The sequence below is a fragment of the Azospirillum sp. UENF 112521 genome (assembly GCF_058780665.1).
This window is the reverse complement of sequence record NZ_JBSNCI010000004.1, coordinates 882,869-907,504: the sequence shown is the minus strand read 5'-3', so window position 1 is coordinate 907,504 and position 24,636 is coordinate 882,869. Positions and strand designations below refer to the sequence as shown.

General features: G+C 68.1%; 20 protein-coding genes. 7 read left to right on the top strand and 13 right to left on the bottom strand.

What is annotated here, in order from left to right:
• Positions 1-12: 12 nt before the first annotated feature.
• The 8 genes from ACWPN8_RS24555 to ACWPN8_RS24520 all read right to left on the bottom strand — a co-directional run bounded on the left by ACWPN8_RS24555 (position 13) and on the right by ACWPN8_RS24520 (position 5,990).
• Positions 13-789 carry an SDR family NAD(P)-dependent oxidoreductase gene (locus ACWPN8_RS24555; protein ID WP_109445354.1) on the bottom strand — a complete coding sequence of 259 codons (777 nt, stop codon included), beginning with the start codon at positions 787-789 and terminating at the stop codon, positions 13-15.
• Positions 786-1,964 (bottom strand): AMP-binding protein, encoded by a 1,179-nt coding sequence (locus ACWPN8_RS24550; RefSeq protein ID WP_492242602.1) that lies wholly within the window; start codon positions 1,962-1,964, stop codon positions 786-788. Before ACWPN8_RS24550 ends, ACWPN8_RS24555 begins: the two co-directional genes overlap by 4 nt.
• Positions 1,961-2,209, bottom strand: a complete 249-nt coding sequence (locus ACWPN8_RS24545; RefSeq protein ID WP_109445356.1) for an acyl carrier protein — start codon at positions 2,207-2,209, stop codon at positions 1,961-1,963. Before ACWPN8_RS24545 ends, ACWPN8_RS24550 begins: the two co-directional genes overlap by 4 nt.
• Before the next feature lie 7 nt (positions 2,210-2,216).
• The gene (locus tag ACWPN8_RS24540; protein WP_492242601.1) at positions 2,217-2,972 is read right to left on the bottom strand and encodes an alpha/beta fold hydrolase; all 756 of its coding nucleotides are present in this window, start codon (positions 2,970-2,972) and stop codon (positions 2,217-2,219) included.
• A gap of 135 nt (positions 2,973-3,107) precedes the next feature.
• A complete protein-coding gene (locus ACWPN8_RS24535) occupies positions 3,108-3,341 on the bottom strand; it encodes a phosphopantetheine-binding protein (protein ID WP_492242600.1) in 234 nt (77 codons plus the stop codon).
• A 32-nt stretch (positions 3,342-3,373) separates the two neighbouring features.
• Positions 3,374-4,138, bottom strand: coding sequence for a cytidylyltransferase domain-containing protein (locus ACWPN8_RS24530; protein WP_492242599.1), 765 nt, complete (start codon positions 4,136-4,138; stop codon positions 3,374-3,376).
• Complete coding sequence (gene pseI / locus ACWPN8_RS24525) at positions 4,131-5,186, bottom strand: pseudaminic acid synthase (RefSeq protein ID WP_492242598.1); 1,056 nt, start codon at positions 5,184-5,186, stop codon at positions 4,131-4,133. Before pseI ends, ACWPN8_RS24530 begins: the two co-directional genes overlap by 8 nt.
• 117 nt (positions 5,187-5,303) lie before the next feature.
• Positions 5,304-5,990 carry a glycosyltransferase gene (locus ACWPN8_RS24520; RefSeq protein WP_492242597.1) on the bottom strand — a complete coding sequence of 229 codons (687 nt, stop codon included), beginning with the start codon at positions 5,988-5,990 and terminating at the stop codon, positions 5,304-5,306.
• 22 nt (positions 5,991-6,012) lie between these two features.
• Between ACWPN8_RS24520 and ACWPN8_RS24515 the strand changes: the two genes are divergently transcribed.
• Positions 6,013-7,302, top strand: a complete 1,290-nt coding sequence (locus tag ACWPN8_RS24515) for a hypothetical protein (protein WP_492242596.1) — start codon at positions 6,013-6,015, stop codon at positions 7,300-7,302.
• Here ACWPN8_RS24515 and ACWPN8_RS24510 read toward each other — a convergent pair.
• The 4 genes from ACWPN8_RS24510 to ACWPN8_RS24495 all read right to left on the bottom strand — a co-directional run bounded on the left by ACWPN8_RS24510 (position 7,299) and on the right by ACWPN8_RS24495 (position 12,264).
• Positions 7,299-8,594 carry a pentapeptide repeat-containing protein gene (locus ACWPN8_RS24510; protein ID WP_109445362.1) on the bottom strand — a complete coding sequence of 432 codons (1,296 nt, stop codon included), beginning with the start codon at positions 8,592-8,594 and terminating at the stop codon, positions 7,299-7,301. The two genes, ACWPN8_RS24515 and ACWPN8_RS24510, sit on opposite strands and share 4 nt — an antisense overlap.
• Positions 8,595-8,656: 62 nt before the next feature.
• Positions 8,657-10,945 (bottom strand): ATP-binding response regulator, encoded by a 2,289-nt coding sequence (locus ACWPN8_RS24505; RefSeq protein WP_492242595.1) that lies wholly within the window; start codon positions 10,943-10,945, stop codon positions 8,657-8,659.
• A 553-nt stretch (positions 10,946-11,498) separates the two neighbouring features.
• A complete protein-coding gene (locus ACWPN8_RS24500; protein WP_109445364.1) occupies positions 11,499-11,843 on the bottom strand; it encodes a hypothetical protein in 345 nt (114 codons plus the stop codon).
• Positions 11,844-11,862: 19 nt separating this feature from the next.
• On the bottom strand, positions 11,863-12,264 hold the full coding sequence (locus ACWPN8_RS24495; protein ID WP_492242594.1) for a MarR family transcriptional regulator: 402 nt from the start codon (positions 12,262-12,264) through the stop codon (positions 11,863-11,865).
• Between the two features lie 281 nt (positions 12,265-12,545).
• Between ACWPN8_RS24495 and gpmA the strand changes: the two genes are divergently transcribed.
• Entirely contained in the window at positions 12,546-13,304 is a 759-nt protein-coding gene (gpmA, locus tag ACWPN8_RS24490) for a 2,3-diphosphoglycerate-dependent phosphoglycerate mutase (protein ID WP_492242593.1), read from the top strand.
• Positions 13,305-13,343: 39 nt separating this feature from the next.
• On the opposite strand, the gene ACWPN8_RS24485 is transcribed toward gpmA, so the two are convergent.
• Positions 13,344-15,638 (bottom strand): helicase-related protein, encoded by a 2,295-nt coding sequence (locus ACWPN8_RS24485; RefSeq protein ID WP_109445367.1) that lies wholly within the window; start codon positions 15,636-15,638, stop codon positions 13,344-13,346.
• 422 nt (positions 15,639-16,060) lie between these two features.
• Between ACWPN8_RS24485 and ACWPN8_RS24480 the strand changes: the two genes are divergently transcribed.
• The 5 genes from ACWPN8_RS24480 (at position 16,061) to ACWPN8_RS24460 (ending at position 24,550) form a co-directional block, all read left to right on the top strand.
• Positions 16,061-16,885 (top strand): WecB/TagA/CpsF family glycosyltransferase, encoded by an 825-nt coding sequence (locus tag ACWPN8_RS24480; RefSeq protein ID WP_109452584.1) that lies wholly within the window; start codon positions 16,061-16,063, stop codon positions 16,883-16,885.
• A 3-nt stretch (positions 16,886-16,888) separates the two neighbouring features.
• Positions 16,889-19,246 (top strand): GumC family protein, encoded by a 2,358-nt coding sequence (locus ACWPN8_RS24475; RefSeq protein WP_109445368.1) that lies wholly within the window; start codon positions 16,889-16,891, stop codon positions 19,244-19,246.
• A 125-nt stretch (positions 19,247-19,371) separates the two neighbouring features.
• On the top strand, positions 19,372-20,652 hold the full coding sequence (locus tag ACWPN8_RS24470; protein WP_492242592.1) for an endo-1,4-beta-xylanase: 1,281 nt from the start codon (positions 19,372-19,374) through the stop codon (positions 20,650-20,652).
• Between the two features lie 157 nt (positions 20,653-20,809).
• On the top strand, positions 20,810-21,775 hold the full coding sequence (locus ACWPN8_RS24465; protein ID WP_109445370.1) for a class I SAM-dependent methyltransferase: 966 nt from the start codon (positions 20,810-20,812) through the stop codon (positions 21,773-21,775).
• Between the two features lie 222 nt (positions 21,776-21,997).
• Positions 21,998-24,550: a cellulase family glycosylhydrolase gene (locus ACWPN8_RS24460; RefSeq protein WP_492242591.1), complete on the top strand. Its 2,553-nt coding sequence runs from the start codon at positions 21,998-22,000 to the stop codon at positions 24,548-24,550.
• Positions 24,551-24,636: the final 86 nt, after the last annotated feature.

Genomic DNA, 24,636 nt, shown 5'->3' with positions numbered 1-24,636 from the left:
TCACATGCGGCCTCAGCAGGTGATGCCGCCGTCCACTGTAAGGGTTTGACCCGTGATGAAGCCACCGCCGTCGCCCAGCAGGAAACGGACCAGCGGCACCACGTCCGCCGCAGTGCCCAGTCGGCCCAGCGGCGTGCGGCGCACGATCTGGTCGCGCTGCCCGTCGGACAGGCTGCCCGACATCTCGGTGTCGAGATAGCCCGGCGCCACCGAATTGACGGTGATCGCCCGCCGCCCGACCTCCCGTGCCAGCGCCCGGGTCAGCCCGTCCAGCCCGGCCTTCGACGCCGAATAGGCGGCCAGACCGACATAGCCGCGCTGTCCGATGATGGAGGAGATGTTGACGATGCGACCACCCTGTGCGCCCGCCCCGCGGGCCGCCAGCTTAGCGCGCAGAAAGGCGCGGGCCGCCTGGAGCGCCCCGGTGAGGTTGGTCTGGATCACCGCCTCGGCATCGACCTCCGGAAAGGTCGCCAGCACGCCTTCGCGGGCGATGCCGGCATTGTTGACCAGCCCCCACAGCGGCGAATTGCCGCCCCAGGCGACAGCGGCGTCGAAGAAGGCGCGGACCTCCGCCCCATCGCCGATCCGGCAGGGGTGCCAGAACAGGTCGGGGCCGGCCAGCCGCTCCAGCGCCTCCGACGGGGCGCGGCTGCAGGTGGAGACCCGGCAGCCGTCGGCCAGCAACGCCTCAACCAACGCAAGGCCGAGGCCGCGGCTGCCACCAGTGACGATGATGTGCCGCTTGGTCCGGGAGCCATCCTCCACGGTCGGATGGGCAGCGGTCATTGTGGTCCCTTTCGGCTCTTCTTGCCCGCCGCGCTCAGCGGGATATGGTCGGCGAAGGTCAGGGCGCGCGGGCGGGCAGCAGGGGGCAGATCGGCGGCGGCGGCGCGCAGGCCGGTGCGCAACGTCGCCTCGTCCACGCCCGGTGCCGCCACGATGGTGGCGGTCAGCAGATGGCCGGTGATCGGACTCGGCACGGCAACGACCATGGCATCGGCCACCCCGTCGACCGCGAGCAGGCGGCGTTCCACCGCTTCGGCGGAGACCTTCACACCACCGACATTGACCAGCCCGTCGAGACGGCCGGCGAACAGCACACGGTCGCCTTGGCGTTCCACCAGATCGCCGGTGGACAGCCAGCCCTCGCAGTCGGCCGCTCCGGAGGCGGCGCGCGGGCTGCGCACCTCCAGCACGCCGTCGACGATGCGGAGCGCCAACCTGTCGGGCGCATCGTCCAGCCATGCGGCGGGAAAGCCGGCACGGCCGTCGGCGACGGCGAACAACGCACCGGCCTCGGTCGACGCGTAGATATGGCGCAGCCGGGCATCGGGGAACCGCGCCGCCAGCCGGTCGAGCAGCGGCTGGTCGGCGGCCTCGCCCCCCAGCGTCAGCGCCGCCAGCGGCAGTTCCGCATCGCCGAGCGCCATCAGGAAGGCCCGCCAGAAGCTGGGCGTGCCGCTGACATGGGTCACGGCATGGCGGCGCGCGGCTTGCGCCAGGGCGGCGACCGTGCCGCCACTGCCACCGGGCACTGCGACCAGCAGAGCCCCGGCCGCCGCTGCGGTCAGCATCACCTGAAGACCGGCGAAGGCGCCGGGATCGTAGGTCAGCAGCCAGCGCGCGCCCCCCTCCGTCGCGCCGCGCAGCCGGCCGCGCAAACCGGCGAAGTAATGGCGCAGGCGCTTGGGCGTGCCGGTGGTGCCGGAACTCTCCAGCGTGACGGTGAAGCCCGGCCCCGGCTGCCAACCCTCCGGATCCGCTGCGCCACGGGCCAGCAGAACGCCCTGCCCCGCCGCTTCGGCCGCCGCCAGAGCGGCCAGCACGCGCGACGGCCGGTCGGCCTGCACGACGCCGCCCGCCGGAACCGGGAGTTCGGCGAGATCCGCCCAGACGAAGCTGTCCTCCCCTTCGATCAGGCGGAAGGCGGGGTGGAGCCAGTCGGGGCGGCGGCCGGTCATGCCGGGACGGTGTAGAGCGCCGCCAGTTCGCCGACGGTGGTGAATTGGCGGAAGCCCTCGCGGAAGGGATCCTGGCCGGTCCGCTGTTCCAGCACCACCAGCAGCGTCGCGAGGTCGAGGGAATCGATGGGCAGATCGCCGTCGAGGAAACGGCTGTCCGCCGTCAGGGGCGGCAGCGCCTCCCCCTTGTCGGCGGCGATGCGGCCGAGTTCCTCGGCGATCAGGGCGAAGATGCTGTCGGTCATGGTCGGTTCAACTCAACGGATCGGACGGCCCGGATCGACCGTCGTCGCAGCCGTCCAGAAAGCTGCGGATGGCGGCGGTCACCGGGCTGGCGGCCTCGATATGCGGCAGGTGGCCGGCCTTGTCGAACACCCGGTAGGGTGCGTCCGGCGGCAGCCAGTCGGCCGGCGGCATCGGGATGATGCGGTCCTCGCGGCCCCACAGCACCTGGATCGGCATCGGATAGGCGCTCCAGTCCACCGGCGCTCCACCGCCGGCATGGGCGGCGAAGGACGTCGCGACGATGCGCTCGAATCCGGCGCGGCGGACCGGGTCGGCGCCCTGCGCATGCAGCACCTCGCCGAAGCGGGGAATCAGCGGCGAGGGGCCGGCGAACAGCCGTTCGGCACAGGCACGTCCTTCCGCCACGTCGGCGGGAGCCATGGCCCGACGCAGGAAGTCCAGATCGAAAGCCGTGCCCAGGCCGGCGCTGGACAGCAGGGTCAGGCTCGCTACGCGGTCGGGCGCCAGCCTCGCCAGCTCGCGCGCGACATAGCCGCCCATCGAATGGCCGACCACATGCACGCGCGGCAGTTCCAGCCCGTCGAGGAATTCGACCAGCCACGGCGCGAAGTCGGAAACCAGGCCGCTGCCGACATCGGGCGTCGATCCGCCATGGCCCGGCAGGTCGACGGCGATGGCACGCCGCCGCGACGACAGGGCCGACAGGTTGAACTGCCAGGTCAGGCGGTCGCCGGCGAAGCCATGCAGAAGCAGCACGGGCACGCCGCCGCTGCCCACCGAAAGATAAGCGGCTGGGCCGCCTGCGACGGTGGCGACACCGGCGCGCAGGCGGCTTCCTTCCGATACAGGACCGGCCGAAACGGGGCGGGCTGAGACAGGCCGGGGAATGGGCACCGCTCAGGCCGTGACCGGCGCACCCGCCAGGGCCAGCAGATCGCCCACCGTCTTGGCCTTGGCCAGCTTCTCGCCTTCGACCACGACGCCGGTCTTCTCGTCCACCAGCGCGATGAAGCTGATGACCGCCAGCGAATCCCAGGCCTCCAGCGATTCCAGGGCCTCCTCGCCGCTCAGCGTACCGGGATCCAGTTCGAGCATCTCGTCAAGAGCGAGCAGGAATTCGTTGCGATCCATCAGTTTTTCTCCTTGGTCGAACCGAGACCGGGTCAGTGCAGCGACTTTTGCCGGACCGAGCGGTTGATGTCCACCCAATCGGGGTGGTCACGAAGAGTTTTGCAACAATCCTGCCAGCCGAAGACGGGGTTGGCCGGCAGGAGCGCCTCCAGCAGGCGGCGCACCAGCTCGTAGTCGGCGGGTTCGTCCACGCACCAGCGCTGGCCTTCCAGATCGCTGTCCAGCGGCAGGTCGGGCACCAGCGCCGTCCCCAGCCGGAACCGGTCGGGGCGGCGGTAGAGGTAGGGGGTGACATGCTCCCGCTCCACCGGGTCGGTGGCGTTCGCCGCTGCCTCGTCCAGCAGACGGCGCGGAAAGATCTCGGCGTCCAGACCGCGCGGATAGCGCGTGCTGTCGATCGACAGATAGTCCAGCGGCTGGCCGTCCTGGAAGGCGGCGATCAGGCGGCCGACCAGCGCCGGGTCGATCAGCGGACAGTCGGCGGTGACGCGCACGACCAGATCGGCTTCGGCCGATGCGGCGGCACCGGCGAAGCGGCCCAGCACATCCTGCTCGTCGCCGCGGAAGACGGTGACGCCAAGTCCCTGCGCACACTCCACCACCGGGTCGTCGGCGGCATTCACCGTCGTCGCCAGCACCACCGCATCCAGGCCGGGAGCGCGGGACAGCCGCTCCAGATGATGGGCCAGCAGCGGGCGGCCGGCGGCCGGCATCAGCACCTTGCCCGGCAGCCGGGTCGAGGTCATGCGCGCCTGCGAGATGGCGACGGTCCTCTGCTTGCTCGGGGTCTTAGCCATGCGGCCCCTCCCCTGGAGGTGCCAGCATGTCCCAGCCCAGCGGCTCTCCCCGGTGCAGGCGGCGGACGGCGCGGCGGCCCAGCACGTCGGGCAGATGCCTGGGCGCCATCCCGAAGCCGGGGCGGATGGAGCGGACATTGGCGGCGGTCAGCGGCTCCCCCGCCTCGACGTCGGCAACGACATAGAGGGAACGGCGATAGTCGCGACCGCCGGCCTCGCTGGGCTTCACCCCGTAATCGACGCGGCCCATGGCGGCGGTCGCCGTGCGCACGGCGTCGGCCATCGCCCTGAATTCCGCCGGCTCCAGCGAAAAGGCGCTGTCGACACCGCCGTCGGCGCGCGACAGGGTGAAGTGCTTCTCGATCACCGTCGCACCCATGACCGCGGCGGCGACCGGCACGGCGATGCCCTGGCTGTGGTCGGACAGGCCGGCGGTGACGCCGCCGAAAGCCTCGGCCAGGTGAGCGATGGTCCGGAGGTTGCAATCCTCCGGAGGGGTGGGATAGCCGCTGACGCAGTGCAGCAGGGCGAGCGGGACATCGCCCGCTGCGGCCACCGCCTCCTCGATCTCGCCCAGCGTTGCAAGGCCGGTGGAGATGATCAGCGGCTTGCCGGACCGTGCGGCGCGGCGGATCAGGGGAAGGTCGATCACCTCGAAGGAGGCGATCTTGAAGGCCGGGGCGTCGAGATCCTCCAGCAGTTCGATGGCGGTCTCGTCGAAGGGAGAGCTGAAGATGGTCAGCCCGAGCGACCGCGCCCGCTCGAACAGGGGCGCATGCCAATCCCACGGGGTGTGCGCCTCGCGGTAGAGGTCGTGCAGGGTGCGTCCGTCCCAGAGCCCGCCCTCCAGCCGGAAGCCGGGACCGTCATGGGCGATGGTGATGGTGTCGGCGGTGTAGGTCTGCAGCTTGACCGCGTCGGCCCCCGCCTCCTTCGCCGCGTCCACCAGCGCCAGGGCACGGCCGAGGTCGCCATTGTGGTTCCCCGACATCTCCGCGATCAGGTAGGGCGGATGACCCTGCCCAATCGGGCGCCCCGCGATGGACATCGGCGGTCGGCTGGGGAGACGGCCGTTGGCATGGCCTGGAGCGGCATTCGACACGGGCAGGTATTCCAATCGGATCGGTCTGACGGACCCAGTCTTTCACGAAATCATGAAGGAAGGTTAATTTCCGGTGGCCGGTCCGCCGCGCAGCAGGGCCCGCGCCTCCTCGCCATAGGCGAGCAGCCGTTCGACACAGCGGGTGCGGTCGCCGATCTCGACGAAGCGCGCCTTGGCCGCAAGCTTGGCCTCGGCGAGGGCCTCGGCATCGGTGGCGAGCGCCACGGCACGCGCCAGATAGGCGTCGCGGTCGGGCACGCAGAACGCCGGGCCGGCATTGCTGGCGACGTCGCCCGAGCCATAGCTGATCACCGGCACCCCCTCCGCCAGGGCATAGGAGGCGCCGCCGCCGCCGCCCTGGCGCGGCGGATTGAGGAAGACATGGCAGCGGGCATAGAAGGCGCGGATGTCGGGGACATGGCCGAGGCAGCGCATGCGGTCCCGATTGCGCAAGGCGGCAAGGCGGCCCGGCAGTTCCTTCACTTCGCCGGCGAAGACCAGAGCGCCGTCCGGGCAGCGCTCCAGGATCTCGTCGAACAGCTCCAGAGTGTCCTCCCCCACCTCCAGGTCCAGACGGGTGCCGACCACCGCGAAGAGGACGGTGTCGTCGGGGAAGCCGGTTTCGACGCGCTTGCCGTCGGACGGCGGCGGCGTGAAACCGAAGGTGAAGGGGCGGAAGCGGCGGGCGAACGGCGCGCGGTAGAGGGCCGGGATGGAGCGGGTATGGTCGTTCTCCTCGTACCCCAGCACGATGTGGGCGAGCGAGACGGTGATGCTGGAGGTCGTGGGGATGGCGACGACCGGCCGGGCATCGGCCTCCGCGTACAGGTCGGCGACGATGTTGGATTCCGCCGAAGGCGACGATGAGATCCGGATCGTAGCCGTCGATGGCGTCCACGATGACGCGCAGCTTGTCCTGGCTGAAGGCCGGTTCGGTGAAGGAGGCGACCTTCACCTGCCGGCCGAACATCTTCAATGCGTAGACGCCGTCCAGATCGGCCGCGACCTCTGCCACCATCGGCGGGATGAAGACATTCTCGACCCTGGCGGGCATGCCGTTGACGTTGATGATGGCGACGTCCAGCCCGAAATCGTCCTGCATGCGGGCGGCGAAATCGAAACAATCGCGGGTCGGCTGGTGTCCCTGGTTGGTGAACTGGTTGGTGACCACCGCGACGCGGCGGATCGGCCCGTCGCGAAAGGCCGCCCGCGCCGGTGTCAACCCCCAGCGCCGCGCGATCTGCCTGACCATCGCCGTGTAATAGCGGAACAGGTCGCAGGCGACGAAGGTCGCCATCTTCTCGCCGCTGGCGGTTCCCAGGAACAGCTGCCGCGAGATGCACCAGTGGGTGTAGTGCAGCGCCGCCGGATCGGCGCTGTCGCCGCCAAGGATCAGGTAATGAAGGATGCGCTCCAGATGATAGAGATCGCCGGTCAAATGGAACAGCACGGAACGCAGCCGGATCGTGTCGTTCACCGGCGTGTCGCGCTCAAGCCGTTCGGCAAGCTCCATCCGGCCGTCGAACTCCATGGCCCGGCGGATCTCGTCGCAAAGCGCGGTGAAGCGGTTGAGCTTGCCGGCGTCGATTTGCCGGTCGGTGAGAAAGACCGTCAGTGCTGCGGCGGCCGCGGTCACGCGGTCGGATGGAACCGTTCCCGGCATCGTCTTGACCCTTCCACTCCAGGCAGCCTTCCCGTGTGTACCGCCGCCACAGCAGGCCGTGCAAGCGGGCACTTCCCCCGGCAATCCATCGGCGATGGGTGCAGCGCGGCAGAAGCCGTTGCGCAAGGAGGCGGATTGCGACACACTCCGAATACCCATATTTTTAAAAGGGAAACTGAGATGGCTGGCTTCGACTCCACCGCCGGTGCCGCCGGCGTCGTGACCGGGCTGATCGAAAAGGCCGCTGCCGAACTGGACGCGATGTCCGATGCAGCGGCCGAGATCGCGCCGGAGGTCGGCGACCTCACCGGCGTGCTGGTGGAGGCGCAGCGGATCGCCGACCGGGCCGCCCTGGAACTGCGCCGGCTGACCCAGAAGCTGGCGCGGGCGGCCGCCTAAGTCTTGAGCCCGGCGACGCCGTCCAGGATCACCCCCTCGTCCAGGGCACGGCGTTCCAGCTTGGCGCCGAACAGCTTGGCGCCGGTCAGATCGGTCCTGGCGAGGTCGCAGCCGCGCAGGTTGGCGAAGGACAGATCGGCATTGCCGAGATTGACCGACCGCAGGCAAGCGCCGCTGAGATCGGCATAACGCAGCTTGGCTCCCGACAGGTCGGCCGGGCGGGACCGCTGCTCGTCGAACACCAGGGGGCGCAGGTTGACGTTGCGCAGATCGGCATTGTTCAGCTTGGCGTTCCGCAGGCTGATGCCGCGCAGGTCGCCGTCCGTCAGCTTGGCGCCGCGCAGGTCGGCGCGGTCCAGCACCGCGGCCTGCATCTGCACGCCGGAGAGGTCCAGGCCGTAGAGCGTCGCCCCGGCCGCGCGCAGCATGGTCAGGCACATGTGGGCCAGCGACGGCGCATGGCGCAGGTCGAAACCGGACAGGTCGAGCATCGCGCCCTGCGCCCCGCTCGACCCCACCCAGGTCATATGGTCGGCCAGCAGGTCTTCCAGGGATCGCCCCAGTTCGGCCACCACCCGGCCGACCGGCTTGTCGGTCAGCGCCTCTTCCACGTCGGCGTCGGTGAGGTCGGCCATCACCATGGTGGCGCCGGTCAGCACCGCGCCGCGCAGACAGGCGCCGCGCAGATCGGCACCGGACAGGTCGGCCCCTTCCAGGTTGGAGCCGGTGAAATTGGCGCCGCGCATGGTTGCCCGCACCAGCTTGCACCCGCGCATCACCGCGTCCGAGAAGTCGGTATGGACCGCCATGATGCCCGACATCCGGGCGTTGGTCAGGTTGGCCCCGGACAGATCGGCACCGTCGGCGTCCGCCGGACTGGACTCGATCTGCACCATGTGCAGATGGCCGGAGCGGTCCTTCTCGGCCAGGGAGCCGTCGCGCAGATCCGCCTCGAACAGGTTGGCGCCGACCAGGATGGCGCCACGCAGGCAGGCGCCGCGCAGGTCGGCCTTGATCAGGCTGGCGCCGTCGAAATTGGCCTGCCGCAGGTCGGCGACGAAGAAGGAGGCGCAGTCGAGCCGCGCACCGGACAGGTCGGCGCCGCGCAGGCTGGCGCCGACGAAATCGGCATGGGCCAGATCGCGCCCCGATAAATCCAGGCCGGACAGATCGCAGAAGGAGAGATTGGCGCGCGCCCCGCCGACACGGGCGTTGCGGAACATCTCGTGCTTGCGCACCGCCTGATCGAGCTGCGCCTGGTCGAAGCGCCTGAGCGCGCGATTCTGCACCATGGTCCCGTGAACTCCCTTTCCCGGCGCCAGTGTGCGGCAGGCCGGCTTCAGAAAGGGTTAACTCATGCTGCGGACTCGTTCTCCATGGCCGCTTCCCCGCCGTCGGCCGGGCGGCCCCGTTCCGAAAGGATGGAAGCGATGACCCCGCGCAGATCCTCCGGCGACACCGGCTTGTGCAGAAGCCGGCAGCCGGTGGCGACCGCCTCGCGGATGCGTTCGGGCGCGGTGTCGCCGGTCAGGATCAGGCCGGGCACCGGACGGCCCAGCCGCTCCCCCACCTTCGCCACCATCTGCACGCCGGTCAGCCGGCCCGGCAGGCGGAAATCGCTGACGATGAGGTCGGGAACGGGCATGTCGGGCATGTCGGGCATGGAACTGGATTTGGGGGTACCGGCCTTGGGGGAGCCGGCCTGGAGCCTGGTCCCGCCGATCAGTGCCAGCGCAGTCTCGCCCTCGTCCGCGACGACAACGCGATAGTCCCAGCTTTCCAGCAGCAGCCGCACGGCATCGCGCTGGATCGGGTCATCCTCCACCACCAGGATCAACCGGTCGCCCGCCACCACCGGATCGGCGTCCTTCACCGGCGCCGCGGTCGGCGCCCGTTCGGTTCCGACCACCGGCACGCTGACCGCGAAGACCGAACCGCGGCCCTGGAGCGACCGGACCTCCACCGCATGGGCCAGGAGAGCCGCCTTGCGGCGCACCTTGGCGAGGCCGAGGCCGAGGCCCTGGCGGCGGTCGCGCTCCGGATTGCCGAGCTGGACGAAGTCCTCGAAGATGTTGTCGAGCTGTTCGGGCGGGATGCCGGTTCCGGTGTCCCACACCTCGATGCGCAGCCACCGGCCCTGACGATTGCCCTGATGGCGGCAGCCGATGGTGACGCGCCCCTCGTCGGTGAAGCGGATGGCGTTGCGCACCAGATCGCCCAGCATGCGGGTCAGCAGCGTGCGGTCGGTGCGGATCACCATCCGGGTGGGCATCGCGCGCAGGACCAGCCCCTTTTCCGCCGCCATGCCGCGGAATTCGGCCAGCAGATCCTCGAACACCGCCGACACCGGCACGTCGGCCAGCTGCGGCCGCACCACGCCGGCATCAAGCGTCGCCACCTCCAGCAGGGCATGCAGAAGCTTCTCGCCGGCGTCCAGCGCCTCGCCCATCTTCTCGGCGATCGCATGGTCGCGGGTGTTGGCGAGGCGTTCCATCAGAATATGATGAAAAAGCCGCAAGGCCTGGAAAGGCTGACGCAAATCATGATTGGCCGCCGACAGGAAACGGCCCTTGGCCTGATTTGCCCGTTCCTTTTCCTCCAGCGCACGGCTCAGCTTCACGTTGAGGGCGCTGAGGGCCGCTGTGCGCTCCTCCACCCGCTGCTCCAGCTGGACATTGGCCTGTTCGAGCTGGGCGTTCGCCTCCGTCAGGGCCTGACGGGCCAGCGCCTCCCTCTGCAGGCTGGCGGCGCCGAGCAGGGAAAGGCCGGCCAGTGCGGCGACGCCGGCAACAACCACGATAAGGCCGCGTTCCATCCGGACATACCAGGGCTCCAGCACGCTGGTGCGCGGGATCGTCACCGCCGACAGGATCGACAGGCCGGCCATCCGCTTCAATCCGAGGATCGACGGCTTGCCGTTCACCATCCATTGCGCATCGACCCGGATGGTTCCGGCGTCAAGCCGTGGCAGCGGGCCGAGCGACGGGGCGCCCGACCCGGCGAGGCGGACGCCGTCGGGTCGGTACAGACCGACCGAGCGGGCGCTCGCGTCGAAGGGCTTCAGCACCGGATCCAGGGCCGCCAGCGGTACGGCGACCAGGATCGCACCGTCGAAAACGCCCGCCGCAGTGTGGATGCGGCGGGCGAGAAGAATGGCCGGCTGCCCTGCCACATGCCCGAAGGCCGGCAGAATCCGACGTTCCTCCTCCGGCGATAAGGGGCGGACCAGAAGCGACAGGCCGTCGCTGGTTTCCGGCTCGGCGAAAGCGATGGTGGGACCGTACAGCGCCGTTCCGTCGGCACTGAGCAGCGTGACCCGGCCGTTGCGCTCCACAGCCATCGCCTCGGGCAATGTGCGCTGTCCCCAGGAGGCCAGGCCACGTCCGTCCATCCGGCCGGCGACCTGCTCCAGCAGGCCGACACTGGCCTCCAGCACGCCGCGCGCATGGCTGTCGAACAGGGCGGCCGCTTCCCGTGCGTCCTTCTCGGCTCGATCGAGCGTGTCACGATAGTCGAGCGCGGTGACGGTGGCCCAGGAGGCCGTCCCCAGCAGCGCCAACAGCGCGCACAGGAAGGCGACCAGCATCCGTGGAGAGGGGGCGAGACGGCCGGGGCCGGCCAACGACAGGGAAGGCGGAGGCATCTGCGGCGATGACATCGGCCCGGTCACACGGGCATTGGCTGGAGCAGCGGCAGACAATGCCGAAGCTCCTTCCAAAGCGTCGGCGACTGGTGGGGGACGGTCATCGGCGGGCAATCCTGGGCGGTGGCGGAACTGGGCGGGTGACGGAAGAGCGACCGGGTCGCCAGCGACTGCGATACAATCGAGTTGGGCGAAACAGCCAAGAGTAAGTTTCAACTTTTCCGAATGTTTGAATGACGAATCAACCCGCAGTTCCCCGTTCGGTTGACGGTGTGGAACTAAAGCTTAGCCCCATTAGCCAGAGGAACAATATCACAGGAAGAAATGTCCCGCGATCAGTCTTGGCGACTATGACAAACATCGTAATCACCTGCCCATTAGGTCAGGTCGAATTGAACGGAACGATGAAGCCTTCCGACCGCAATTGTGGGTTTGTTCGCTACTTTAGATTAAGTGCGCCACCATTCTTGCCGGATGCATTTCCGGCGCCGGAAACGCAAATGGGCCGCCCGCGCGGGAGGCGCGGCGGCGTCACAGGAACGGGGCGGTCAGATCAGGGAGGAGGGGCGGACGTCTGCGTCTCGCCACGTACGATGAGAATCAGCCCATCATCCGCCGCCTCGATCTCCTTGCCGGCATCGCGGGGGATCGGGACTTTCTGGCGGCGGCAGAACAGCAGAAGCAGCGCCAGCGTCTTGCTGGGGGTGAAGACGACCTCCCGCGACCTGGAGGCGCCGCTTTGCTGGATTTGGACCGACAGGCCGCCATCGGACGTCGGCGTCACCATGGTGACGACGCCCAGCGGCAAATCCGTCTGGTTCGGAGCCTTCTGGTACCAGGCGAGGGCTTTCTTCAGGGCGGAATTGGTGAAGAACAGTTCACGTGTCTCGACGATCATTCCATCCCTGACCAAACACTCACGCCCGGCCGCCCTCCAGTCCCGGATTGAGCCGGAACGTGATCGCGCCCCCCAGTTTGGATTCCCGCAGAAGGATCTGCTTGGTTTCCAGCAGCTTGATGGCCCGGTTCACATTGGGCCGCTGCATGCCCAGCGCATCAGCCAGTTCGGACTGGAGCACCGGAACGGAGCGATCGAAATGGAGCCTCCGGCTCAGATAGGTGAACACACGAAGCGCCTCCAGAGTGATCTCGCGGTCGGTCGAAACGGCTCTGGAGATGACGTCATGATGATGCAGCATCGTGGCCTCGGTACGCAAGGTTGTCAGGTTGCTGGGGCGATAATCGGAATGGTTCAGCGTTGCGCCCCGCAGGCCCGCGGTGCCGGCTGAAGTCTGCGATTCCGTGTTCGGTTGCGTCATCGGCCCTTCCCTTCCGCTGTGGCCGGCGAGGCCGGCGTGTTCGAATGAGATGACCGTACCGCGGGATTATTGTTCGCGTATGTCGCCACGATTTCGCCGCTGACATAATTGGTGTCTGTGGAAGCAATCATGAAATCGGATTGAAACCGCAAGCTGCCCGTCGCCGATCCGGAATCGCCCGATGCTGTGCCGTTTTGTCGCGGGAACCGAGCCGGTTACAGCCCTGTTTCACCTTTCATATGCCCGGCGATCGAGCGCCGAAGTTGGAAGGGAGAGCCGCCATGCACCGCCTGATTCTGTTGCGCCATGGCCAGAGCGTGTGGAATGCCGAAGACCGCTTCACCGGCTGGACCGACGTCGGGCTGACCGAGCGCGGCATCGCAGAGACCCGCAAGGCTGCCGAATTGCTGAAAGCGGCCGGCATCGACGTGGACATCGCCTTTACCTCGGTGCTGAGCCGGGCAATCGAGACGCTGCACCTCGTCCTGCGCGACATGGACCGCTTGTGGCTGCCGGTGCACAAGCACTGGCGCCTGAACGAGCGGCATTACGGCGCGCTGCAAGGGCTGAACAAGGCGGAGACGGCGGAGCGCCACGGGGCCGAGCAGGTGTTCCAGTGGCGGCGAAGTTGGGACGTGCCGCCGCCGGCCATCGAGCCGGACGACCCGCGGTCAGCCGTTACCGACCGCCGCTACGCCGGCCTCGCCAAGGCGAACCTGCCGCGCGGCGAGAGCCTGAAGGACACCACCGAGCGCGTCATCCCCTTCTGGCGCGACGAGATCGCTCCGGCGCTGCGGCTGGGTGCCCGGGTGCTGGTCTCGGCCCATGGCAACAGCCTGCGCGGACTGGTCAAGCATCTGGACAATGTCAACGACCAGGACATCCCGCTGTTCGAGATCCCGACCAGCCGCCCGCTGGTCTATGAACTGGGCGCCGACCTGACGCCGCTTCGCCGCTATTTCCTGGGCGAGAACGGCACGGTCGAGGAGATCGGCTGGCCGAAGCGCGAGGGAACGAAGCGGGATAGCGCGGCGGCGTGACTGTCTCTTTCCCGAGGCTGGAGAGAGACAGGAGTGCTTTTATGGCGTCACGCCACGCCGCTTCGGGCCTCGACCAGCAGGGGGGCCGCTGCGGGGGCCACTCCGGCCTGGAGCGCGACCGGCCGGGGCACCCTCCTTCGCCACCGGATGGTGGAAATGGTGCTGGTGCGCCGGCTTCTCGCCATTGCCCCGCTCCGGCGGACCGCGCCGGCCGCCGCGGCGCTCGTCGACACGGCTGCTGTAGCAGTTGTCGCAGACACGGAAGCGGTGGTTGGCCTTCAGCCGCGTGCCGCAGACCGGGCAGGCGCGGGCGAGCGAGCGCTCGGCGAGCGTCCGCTCGATGAAGGCGTTCAGGTGCGCGCGGCGCTCCTGGCACAAATCCATCTCGGGATAGGCGTCGGGGAAGCGGTAGGCGAGCCAGGCGTAGGCGGTCAGTTCCTTAACCGCGCGCTCGGCCTTCTCCAGCTCCACATCGGTGCCGACGCTGTGCCGGAACCGCTCGGCGGCGTCGGGGGCGGCGTTGGGGATGCCCCTGCCCTGGTTGACCGCCCAGCCGCCCAGAAGGCGCAGGTTGTTCTGGTCGCGGGTGTCGATGGGACAGCGGGCCAGCATGTCGCGCTGGGCCAGCGGCAGCTTGGCGCGGTCCACCGCTGTTGCAGCCTGGATGCGCTGCTCCAGGTCGGTCATGCGGAAGGTCTGGTTGGCGCGCAGCAGCTCCTGACCGGCGGTGCGCAGCACCTTGGCGAGGCTGTCGGTGTCCAGTTCGCGCGCGATGGCCTCGACATGGCTGAGGTTGGGCGAAATCCACGAGCGCGGATCTTCCGGCGGCACCGGCGGCGAGGTCAGGGCCCGGCGCACCGGGTTGATGCTCTCGCCGTCCAGCACGGCGACGCGGCCTTCCTCGCGCAGGCCGAAGCGGCCGGCCCGGCCGCCGATCTGGCGGATCTCCGACGCGGTCAGCTCGCGTTCCTCGCGCCCGTCATATTTGCGGGTGGTGGACAGCACGACGCGGGCGACCGGCAGGTTCAGCCCCATGCCGATGGCATCGGTCGCCACCAGCACGTCGGCGGTGCCCTCGCGGAAGCGGCGCGCCTCGGCCCGGCGGACTTCCGGCGACAGGGCGCCGTAGATCACCGCGACATTGTGGTTGCGCCCCAGCAGGTCGTGGCGCAGAGCCATCACGTCCTTGCGCGAGAAGGCGATCAGCGCGTCGCCGGACTTCACCTCCTCCAGCTTCACCCGCTCCTCCTGGACGCGCAGCGGCGACTTGCGGGTGAACTCGACGACCTCCAACTCCTCGCCCATCGCGTCGGCCAGACGCTTGACGTAGGGAATGGCATCGGCCGAGCCGGTCATCAGGATTTCCGGCGCCGCCACGCCGGCCACCGCCTGGGTCCAGGCCCAGCCGCGGTCGGGATCGCCGATCATCTGGATCTCGTCGATGACGCAGGCACCCCAGACCTTGCTGGTGTTCACCATCTCGATGGTGGAAGAGGTGAAGGCGGCGCCCGGCCGCACGTCGCGCTCCTCGCCGGTGACGAGGCTGCACGGCCGGCCGCGCGTCTCCAACGCCTCCTGCCCTTCCAGCGCCAGCAGACGCAGCGGGGCGAGATAGCAGCCGCTTTCCGCCTCGGCCAGCCGGTCCATCGCCGCGTGGGTCTTGCCCGAGTTGGTCGGGCCGACGAACAGCCGCAGCTTGCGGATCATCGCACGGGCGGTGGCGAAGCTGTCGAGATAGACGCCCATGCCGGACGCGTTCTCCAGCCGCTCCCGCCGCACCTTCAAGCCGGCACGGGATGCTGCGGTGGAGAAGGCCTCCTCCATCGCATCGAGCAGGGTCTGCAAACGCGGGATCCGGCCGCCGAAGCCGACGACGCGGCCCAGTTCGTCGGCGAAGCCCTTGGGCCGCCAGGAGTCGCCGAAGCCGGCCGCCCGCTGCGCCATCGAGGCGACCCAGCCGTCGACGCGGTCCTTCGCCTTGGCAATGGCGGGCGAGGACAGGCACGCGCCCTTCACCCGCTTGCCCAGCGCCTTGGCCTGCGGCCGGCCGAACCCCTCCTCGATGGTCAGCAGCCCCCACAGGTCGGCCTCGATGTCCGGAAGGGGCCCGAGCGCCACCTTGAATCGCAACTTGAGCTTGCGGTCGGTGCCGGGGATCTGGACGACATGGTTGACCGCGACCGTCCAGCGCGCCGGGGTGCTGTCGGCATCCACCTCGATCCCGTCGCCGCGCACCACGGCGGCCACCGCGCGCAGGGCGTCGCGGCGGTCGAATTCGTCGGCGGTGCCGGGGGTACGGCCGGAACGGGCGTTGTCGGAAGTGTCGTCGGTCATGATCGTCTTTTCTTGAGATTGCCCCGGTGATGCAAGCGCTTCGGCCGGTCATATCGGCCGGGCGGCCGGTCCGGCAAGGCCGTTAGGCCCTGCCATCAGACAACAGCCATAGAGCGCCAGGGTCTCTCTTTATGGCCGGGGCCTCACTTTATGGGTCTGACCGGCCAATTCGGCAAGCCGAATCCCCCGATGGGAGCAAGCCCGGGCTAATTCAATTCCGTCGCCGTTTCTCCGATCTCGCCCGTGCGAAAAGGGGGGAGGCACGGCCACATAGAGCCACGCAGGTTTGGTGGTCCGATCCCAACGGGTTAGCCGCCGCCGCCCGGCGGACAGGCCCGGCACCGGGTCAAGCCGGACCGGCCGCCAGATCGGTCGTGTAACGCTCAACGCTTTGTTCCGATCAATTTTTTTGGGAGATGCGCATGCCGAACCCTCGTGAGGTCCTGGAACTGATCGAGCGCATGCGGTGCATTTCGAGCGACGGCGAGCGCCGGGCCCTGATCGAACGGCTGGGCGCGGTCGACCGTCCGACGGTGCTGTCCTTCCTGAACGCGCACGGGCTGAACGTCTGCATGACGTCGGACGCGGCACTGGCCGCCTTCGGCGCGTCGGACGTGCTGCTGCGCGACGGGATCGGGTTGCAGGCGGTTCTGCCGGTGCTGGGCATGCCGTCCGGCCTGAACATGAACGGCACCGACTTCATCCCGCTGCTGCTGAAGACCCTCGGCCCCCGCAAGGTCGCGATCTACGGCACGGCCACCCCGTGGCTGGACCGCGCCCGCGCAGCACTGGAGACGGAGACGCCGCACCGCTATGCCGACCTTCAGCACGGCTTCCACCCGGTGGAGCATTACATCGCCCAGGCGCGGGCCAACCGCCCCGACGTGATCCTTCTCGCCATGGGCATGCCCAAGCAGGAGCAGGTCGCCGCGGAGCTGAAGCGCGCGCTGGATCATCCGGTGCTGATCGTCAACGGCGGCGCCATCGTCGATTTCCTGGCGGGCCGTTTCAAGCGCGCTCCCGAGGCCGTCCAGCGCTCCGGCCTGGAATGGGCCTTCCGTCTGGCGCAGGAGCCCCGCCGCCTGTTCCGCCGCTATTGCATCGGTGCCTTCGGCTTCGCCTGGAGCACTTATCGCCTTCGCCGTGCCGCATCCCTCCGAACCCGCGGGACGGGCGCCGCAGCGCCCGCTTCCACCCGGATCTCTCCGTCACCGATCCGGCGGTCGCCTATCCAGAAGGAGCTTTGAGACGTGGAAAACCTTCCCCAGATCAACAACGGAGGCCACGGCCCTGGAAGCCATGGCGGCCTGCCGGCTCAGGCGTGGCCCACCCAGGTCGGCCACCATGCGCCGCGTGAGTTCGACGGCCCCGCTCCGGCGATGGGCCCCGACTTCCGCTTCATCCTGCGGGTGCTGGCGGCGCACAAGACGCTGATCATCCTGATCGTGCTGGCGCTGACCGCCCTGTCGGCCTTCGCCGTCTCGCTGATGAAGGACAAGTACACCTCCGAAGCCCTTCTGCTGGTCGACAATCGGCAGGTCCGCGTCGTCCGTGCGGAAGACCAGGCGCTGAACTCGATCACGCCGGAAGACGGCGCGATCCTCAGCGAGATCGAAATCCTGAAGTCGACCGCCGTGCTGTCCCAGGCCGTCACCGACCTGAAGCTGGCGACGAACCAGGAATACAACCCGCCGGTCCAGGCCGACGAGACGAAGCCCTTCGTCGAGCGCGCCACCGCCTGGACGCGCGAGCAGGCCCATGCCGTCTTCGGTCCGGAACTGCCGGGCGTCGTCCAGGCCGTCCTGGCCCATGGCGACAACATGACCAAGGACACCCACCTGCGCGAGACCCGTGCCGCCGACAGCATCGACGGCGTGCTCGACCGCGTGCGCCGCAACCTCGAGGTCGGCGTCGTCGGCCGGTCGCGCGTCATCCAGGTCCGCTACACCGCCGGCGACCCGGAGATCGCCCAGAAGGTGGTCGACACCGTCGTCCGCCGCTACATGGAAACCCGCCAGCAGATGGACCGCGACCTGTCCACCAGCGCCGTCGCCTGGCTGGAAGACCGCATCGGCACCCTGCGCAAGGAAGTCGCCGCCGCCGACACCAAGGTCGACGCCGTCCGCTTCAAGGCCGGTCTGGTCAAGAACGGCACCAACGGCTTGATGGCCACCACCGAGCTTGAGCAGGCCCGACTGCGTCTGGCCGAGGCCGCCGCCACCCGCGCCCGCGCCGTCGCCCAGGCCCAGACGCTGGAACGCAGCGCCGGCAACGGCGGCAGCCTCGCCTCGCCCGTCGTCGCCCAGCTGCGCGCCACCGTTGCCTCGATCTCCACCGAGCTTGCCCAGCTGTCGCGCCAGTACGGTCCGAAGCACCCGCGCATCCAGGAACTCCAGGCCCGCCTGAACGAGGCGAACTCCTCGCTGCAGCAGGAGGTCCGCCACGAGATCGGCGGCGTCCGCGAGGCGGCCAACGTCGCCATCGAGCAGGAAAACGCCCTGAAGGCGATGATCGCCAAGCTGGAAACCGGTTATCAGACGATGACCGAGGAAGCGGTTCCGCTGCGCACGCTGGAGGCCGAGGCCCAGGCCAAGCGCCAGCTGCTGGACAGCCTGCTCGGCCGTCTGGAAGAGGTGCAGGCCCAGCAGGACAACCGTGCCTTCCCGACCGCCGTCAAGCTGGTCTCGGCGCCGCAGGTTCCGCATGAGCCGTCGGGTCCGTTCCGCATCCTGATGCTGATGGCCGGTTTCGTCGCCTCGCTCGCCGTCGCCATCTTCATCGTCTTCGGCATCGAGCTGTTCCAGCGCCGCATCCGCACCCCGGAAGCCGTCCGCCGCATCCTGGGCGTGGGCACGGTCCACATCGTCCCGCACCACTCCACCCGCGGCACCCGCGGCCGTCTCGACCAGATCTTCCAGAACCATCCGTTCTCGCTGTTCTCGGAATCGATGCGCGCCCTGTTCCGCAACCACCTGTCGGATCTGGGTCCGGTCGGCTCCATCGCCGTCACCTCGGCCCGCCCGCAGGACGGCAAGACCTCGATGAGCCTCGCCGTCGCCCAGGTCGCGGCCCAGGCCGGCCGCCGCGTGGTGGTGGTCGACACCGACTTCCGCCGGTCGCGCATCGACGGACTGTTCAACCTGTCGGCCAAGAAGGGCCTGTCGGACTGGGTTTCCGGCACCGCCACCCTGGACGAGATCGTCCACACCAGCGAGGACGCGCCCTATGCGATGATCCCCGCCGGCCGCCTGATGCCGGAGACGCTGGACCGCTTCAACGTCGACGGCCTGATCCACCTGATGGCCGGCCTGTCGCCGCACTTCGATCTGGTGGTGTTCGACACCGCCCCGGCACTGGCCGTGTCGGATGCCCGCATCGTCTGCGGCGCCGCCTCCAAGGTCCTGTTCGTCAGCCGCTGGGGCCACACCACGGCCAGCGACCTGCAGGCGGTCGCCGACCTGGGTCCGATCGACCACAGCAAGTTCGTCGCGGTGATGACCGACGTGAACCTGAAGAAGGCGGCCTCGCGCGGTTACCAGGGTCCCTACAACAGCTACATGGCGACCCGGAAATACTACGGCGACACCACCCTGCGGACCGCCCCGTAAACGGGAAGCCGGGGTGACCTGAAGCTCCTTCGACCCAGAGGCCCTTTCCTTCCGGACGCTGCGGCGCCCGGAGGGAGGGGCCTCTCCATGACCGGCTACCGCGACCAGAGGAGAAGCCCCTCCCCATGATCACGCCTCCGAAGCCCGGCCTTTCCCAATGGCGCCCCAGCCGGCGCGACCTGCTGTGGACCGCCGCCGCCGGTGCGGTGCTGGCGAGCTGCCGCGGCGCCAGCGGTCCGACGACGGCGGAAGCCGCCGCCACCCAGCCGCGGGCGGCGGAGCCGGCGGTGACCCTGCGCGAGGCCTGCCGGGCGCTGGGCATCCGCCATGGTGCCGCCCGCGACCATTTCATCGATCCGGAAGACCCGATGCTCGACCGGCTGATGGCGCGCGAATGCGACGTCGTCACCCCGGAGAATGGCGGCAAATGGGGCGTTTTCCAGCACACCGAGGGCAATTACGACTGGCGCCGCTTCGACGCCGCGGTGGAGCTGGCGCGCGGCATCGGCGCCACGCCCAACTGGCACACGATCATCTGGCAGCATATGGGCATGCCGCCCTACATGAAGCTTCCCGCCGGACGGCAGGCGGAGCTGGGCATCTCGGAAAGCGCCTATTTCTCGCCGGACGGCACGCTGAGCGCGGACAATGTCTGGCCGCGCTTCACCGGCGTGGTGGAGGCGGTGCGGCAACGTTACGGCGATGTCTTCTACCGCATCGACGTCGCCAACGAGGTCTTCTTCTGGGAAACGGTGGAAAGCCATCCCAAGGAGCAGGACCGTTACGGCTTCCGCCGCGGCATGTGGTGGGTGGCGGCCGGCGGGGCGGAGAAGGGGCCGGAGTGGCTCGATCCTTTCTTCCACCATGTGCACAAGGCGTTCCCCAAGGCGAAGCTGGTGCTGAACGAGTTCGGCATCGAGATCGACGAGGGCTGGCAGCAGCGCAAGCGTGCCTATCTGCTCGACTGGCTGACCGGGGCGGTCAAGCGCGGCGTGCCGATCCATGGCATCGGGCTGCAAAGCCACCTGATCGGCGGCAAGCCCTATGACAGCACCGGCATGCGCAAATTCCTCCGCGCGGTCGACAAGTTGGGCCTGTCCGTCCATCTGACGGAGATGGACGTGGACGAGACCCGCCTGCCCCGCTCCTGGTCGCGGGCGGAGAAGGACCGGGCGATGGCCCAGCTGGCCCGGCAGTATCTGGCCGACATGCTGGACAACGCGCGGGTGGAGGAGCTGTGCTGGTGGCACCTGCGCTCCGACCTGAATTTCATCGCGCGGGAGCATCCGGATCTGGGTGCTCACCCCTCCCCCTACGACGAGGAGTCCCGGCCCCTGCCGCTCTACACGGCGGTGGTGGAGACGCTGCGGGAGAAGGCGCGCACCGGAAAGGCGCGGTCGGGCTGACAGCGCTCCGGATGACGTACCGCGGGGGTAAGCCGTTGGCGCCATCCACCCCCTGCGATAGGCCCGCGCACTTTCTCGTTCGCGCGCGCGCGTCCGGTGCCGCTCCCGTTTAGAGTCCCTCAATGCGTCCTGTACCCATCTGATGGAGAGGTCGATCGTGCAGAACACAGCCGACACATTGCCGATGGATCGCCTGCCCGCCGATCGTGCGACGGACGAGGCGCTCGTCGAGCGCTACCGGCGGAAGTTCCACCTCTCGCCGACCTACCCGCTGACGGCCGAGATGGTGCAGCGCCACTGGGATCTGGAGCGTCGCCTTGCCCGCGAGCTGCTGGACAGCAAGCCGGACGAGCGCTGGGACGTGTTCGAGCAGGCCTATACGACGCTCTACACCAGCTGTCCGTGGCTGAACGAGGCGGAGGACGATGCGCACACCCGCAACGACGACCTCGACTTCCGCCATTTCCTGACCCTGCTGGGCGGGCCGCAGGACGTCTATGAGGTGGGATCGGGCAAGGCCCGGCTTCTGCGCTACCTCGCCCGCCACGGCTACCGCTGCGTCGCCACCGAGGTGACGCGCGAGCGCGGTGCGACCTGGATAGAACAGGATTCCAACGTCACCTGGAAGAACAGCGACGGCATCCACCTCTCCCGTTTCGAGGCGGCCGACCGCTATGACAGCGTGATCTCCACCCATGTCGTGGAGCACATGCATCCGGAAGACGTCCTGACCCACATGGAGAATGTCCGCACCATCCTGAAGCCGGGTGGCAAGTACATCCTCAGCATGCCGCACAAATACGCCGGTCCGGCCGATCTGTCGGAGGTGTTCGGCCTGAACGAGCCGATCTGCATGCATCTGCGCGAATATGGCTGGGGCGAGACGGAAGCGATGCTGCGTCAGGCGGGCTTCGGCCGCGTCGAGGCCGTCTACATCCTGCCGATGGCGGTGCGCCGCCGGATGAACCTGCATTTCGCCAGCCGCGCCTACCTGGGCTATGCCAAGCTGGTTGAGGCATTTTTGGGACGGATGCCATTAACCCTTAATCGCAAGCTCGGAAGGGTTGGCCAGCTCTATCTGTTCCGGCCCGAGGTGTTCGTGGTGGCCCACAAGCCCAGGTGATACCCGTTTGAGCGCTGCAAAAAGGCGCTAAATCAAAGACTTACAGACAGACCGAACCCCTTTGTTGCTGCAATGCATCGACAAAGGGGTTTTTCGTGTCTCTTTCTTTTCACAAGTGATAGTGGCATTAGAGCCGCATTTCGCTAAAATTTGAAATACCTCGTTAACCTTTTCCGGCCAGATTGGGTTTCAGCGAAATTCACGGAAAAGAGGATACTTCCAATGGCAACGAGCCCCGTCGATACGACCTTCGTCGTCAATGCCTCGGGTGTGACTGCCGGAGGAGTCTGGCCGCATTTCAAATTCCTCGTCGATGGCGTTGCCGTCGGCCAGGCGACGGTCAATTCCACCAGCGCCGGCCGGTACAGCTTCACCACCAAGGTGGCTCCCGACGTCGCCCACAAGGTCCAGGTCGTTTATGACAACGACTGGCTGTCGACCGACAAGGCCGGCATGTACCGTGACCTGATCGTCAAGTCGATCGAAGTCAACGGCAAGACCATCGCTTCCAACAGCTCGACGGTCTCCTACGCCGCTGAAGGTCAGGGCACGATGTCCGGCCGCGAAATGCTGTCCTGGAGCGGCTCGCTCGATTTCAACATGTCCAAGGACATGTTCGCCAGCTCCACCGGGACCCCGACCACTCCGACCACCCCCACGACGCCGACCACGCCGACGACCCCGACCACCGGCGGCACGCCGATCGTCGTGAATGCCTACGGCAATGCGGCCGGTGGCGTGAACGCCCACTTCAAGGTTCTGGTCGACGGCAAGATGATCGGTGAAGGCACGGCCGGCACCGCCGCCAAGGACTTCACCTTCAACGCGAATGTCAGCGCCGACGTCGCCCACAAGGTCCAGATCCAGTACGACAACGACGCTGTGGTCAACGGTGTCGACCGCAACCTGTACGTCAACAAGATCACCATCGGCGGCCACGCCGTGAACCCGACCGACAGCATCGTGTCGATCGACAAGGGCGCCCTAGACGGCAAGGACGTCGTCGCCGGCCAGCAGGCCATGTGGTGGAACGGCACCATGGAGGTGAAGGCCGACAAGTCCTGGTTCGCCGGCAGCACCACCAACCCGACCAACCCGTCCAACCCCACCACGCCGACCCAGCCGAGCCTGTCGGTCAGCGATGTGACGGTGACGGAGCCGACCGGCACCAAGACCGCCGGCGGCATCCAGGGCTTCCTGCACACCCAGGGCAATCAGATCGTCGACGAGGCCGGCAACACCGTCCGCCTGACCGGCGTGAACTGGTTCGGTGGCGAGGGCTACAACTACGTACCCGCCGGCCTGTGGGCCGACAGCTACCAGGGCCACTTGGAGAAGATGAAGTCGGTCGGCTTCAACACCATCCGCCTGACCATGTCGGACGAGATGTTCGACAACACCGCGGTGACGAACGGCATCGACTATTCGAAGAACCCGGATCTGGCCGGCCTGACCCGCCTGCAGGTCTATGACAAGGTCATCGACTACGCCGGCAAGCTCGGCATGAAGGTGATCCTCGACCACCACCGCAACGACGGCGGCGCCGGCACCAACGAACACGGGCTGTGGTACACCGACAAGCACCCGGAATCGACGGTGATCAACAACTGGAAGATGCTGGCAAAGCATTATGCCGGTAACGAGACCGTCATCGGCGCCGACCTTCACAATGAGCCAAGCGTCAGCGCCACCTGGGGCGGCAGCGCCGCCACCGACTGGGCCTCGGCCGCCGAGCGCATCGGCAACGCCATCCAGACGGTGAACAAGGACTGGCTGCTGTTCGTCGAAGGCACCGAATGGAGCAGCACGCTGGCCGGTGCGCAGGCGCGCCCGATCCACTTCGACACCCCCAACAAGCTGGTCTATTCGCCGCACGCCTACGGCCAGAGCGTCGGGCAGTTCAGCTGGCTGAACGATCCGAACTACCCCAACAACCTGCCGGCCCAGTACGACAAGATGTGGGGATACCTGTACAAGAACGATACCGCGCCGATCCTGCTGGGCGAATGGGGCGGCCAGTTCACCAGCTCCGCCGAGCAGACCTGGGCCAAGACCATGGCCAAGTACCTGAACGGCGACTGGAACCTGGACGGCAAGAGCGACATCGCGGCCGGCGACAAGGGGATGAGCTGGACCTTCTGGGCCTGGACCCCGGAATCGGGCGACGTCGGCGGCATGCTGATGGACGACTACAAGACCATCAACCCGACCAAGGCCGCCATCGTGAAGGGCGCCATGGAAGGTGCGGTGTTCGATACCCCGACCACCACCGCCAACACCGCCAACGCCACCTTCACGGTGAAGCTGTCGTCCGCCTCCGGCACCCCGGTCACGGTGGATTACTCCACGGTGGACGGCACCGCCAAGGCCGGCTCCGACTACACCGCCACCAGCGGCAAGCTGACCTTCGCCGCCGGCGAAACCAGCAAGACCGTGACGGTCAAGGTGCTGAGCGACAGCGTGACGGAAGGCAACGAGACCTTCGGCCTGAAGATCTCCAACGCCACCGCCGCGACCATCGCCGACGCCACCGGCACCGGCACGATCATCGACGCCTCTGCTGCCAAGGCCGCCGCCGCTTCGCTCAGCTCGGCCGACCTGCTGGCCCACACCATGAGCACCGCCAACGACACGGCCGACACCACCGCCGCCGTGGCTACGGCCACCGACCTGGCGACGATGCAGCGTCTTGCCAGCCATGAAGTGATCGGCGTCACCTTCGACACCTATCACGACCTGCACACGACCGACAGCAGCCTGGCGCACGCCGCCTGACCTGACCTGACCTGTCCGGTTCGTCCGGCCGGGTGAATGCCTGAAGGAGAAGGGGTCCGTCAGCATTGCTGCCGGACCCCTTCTCC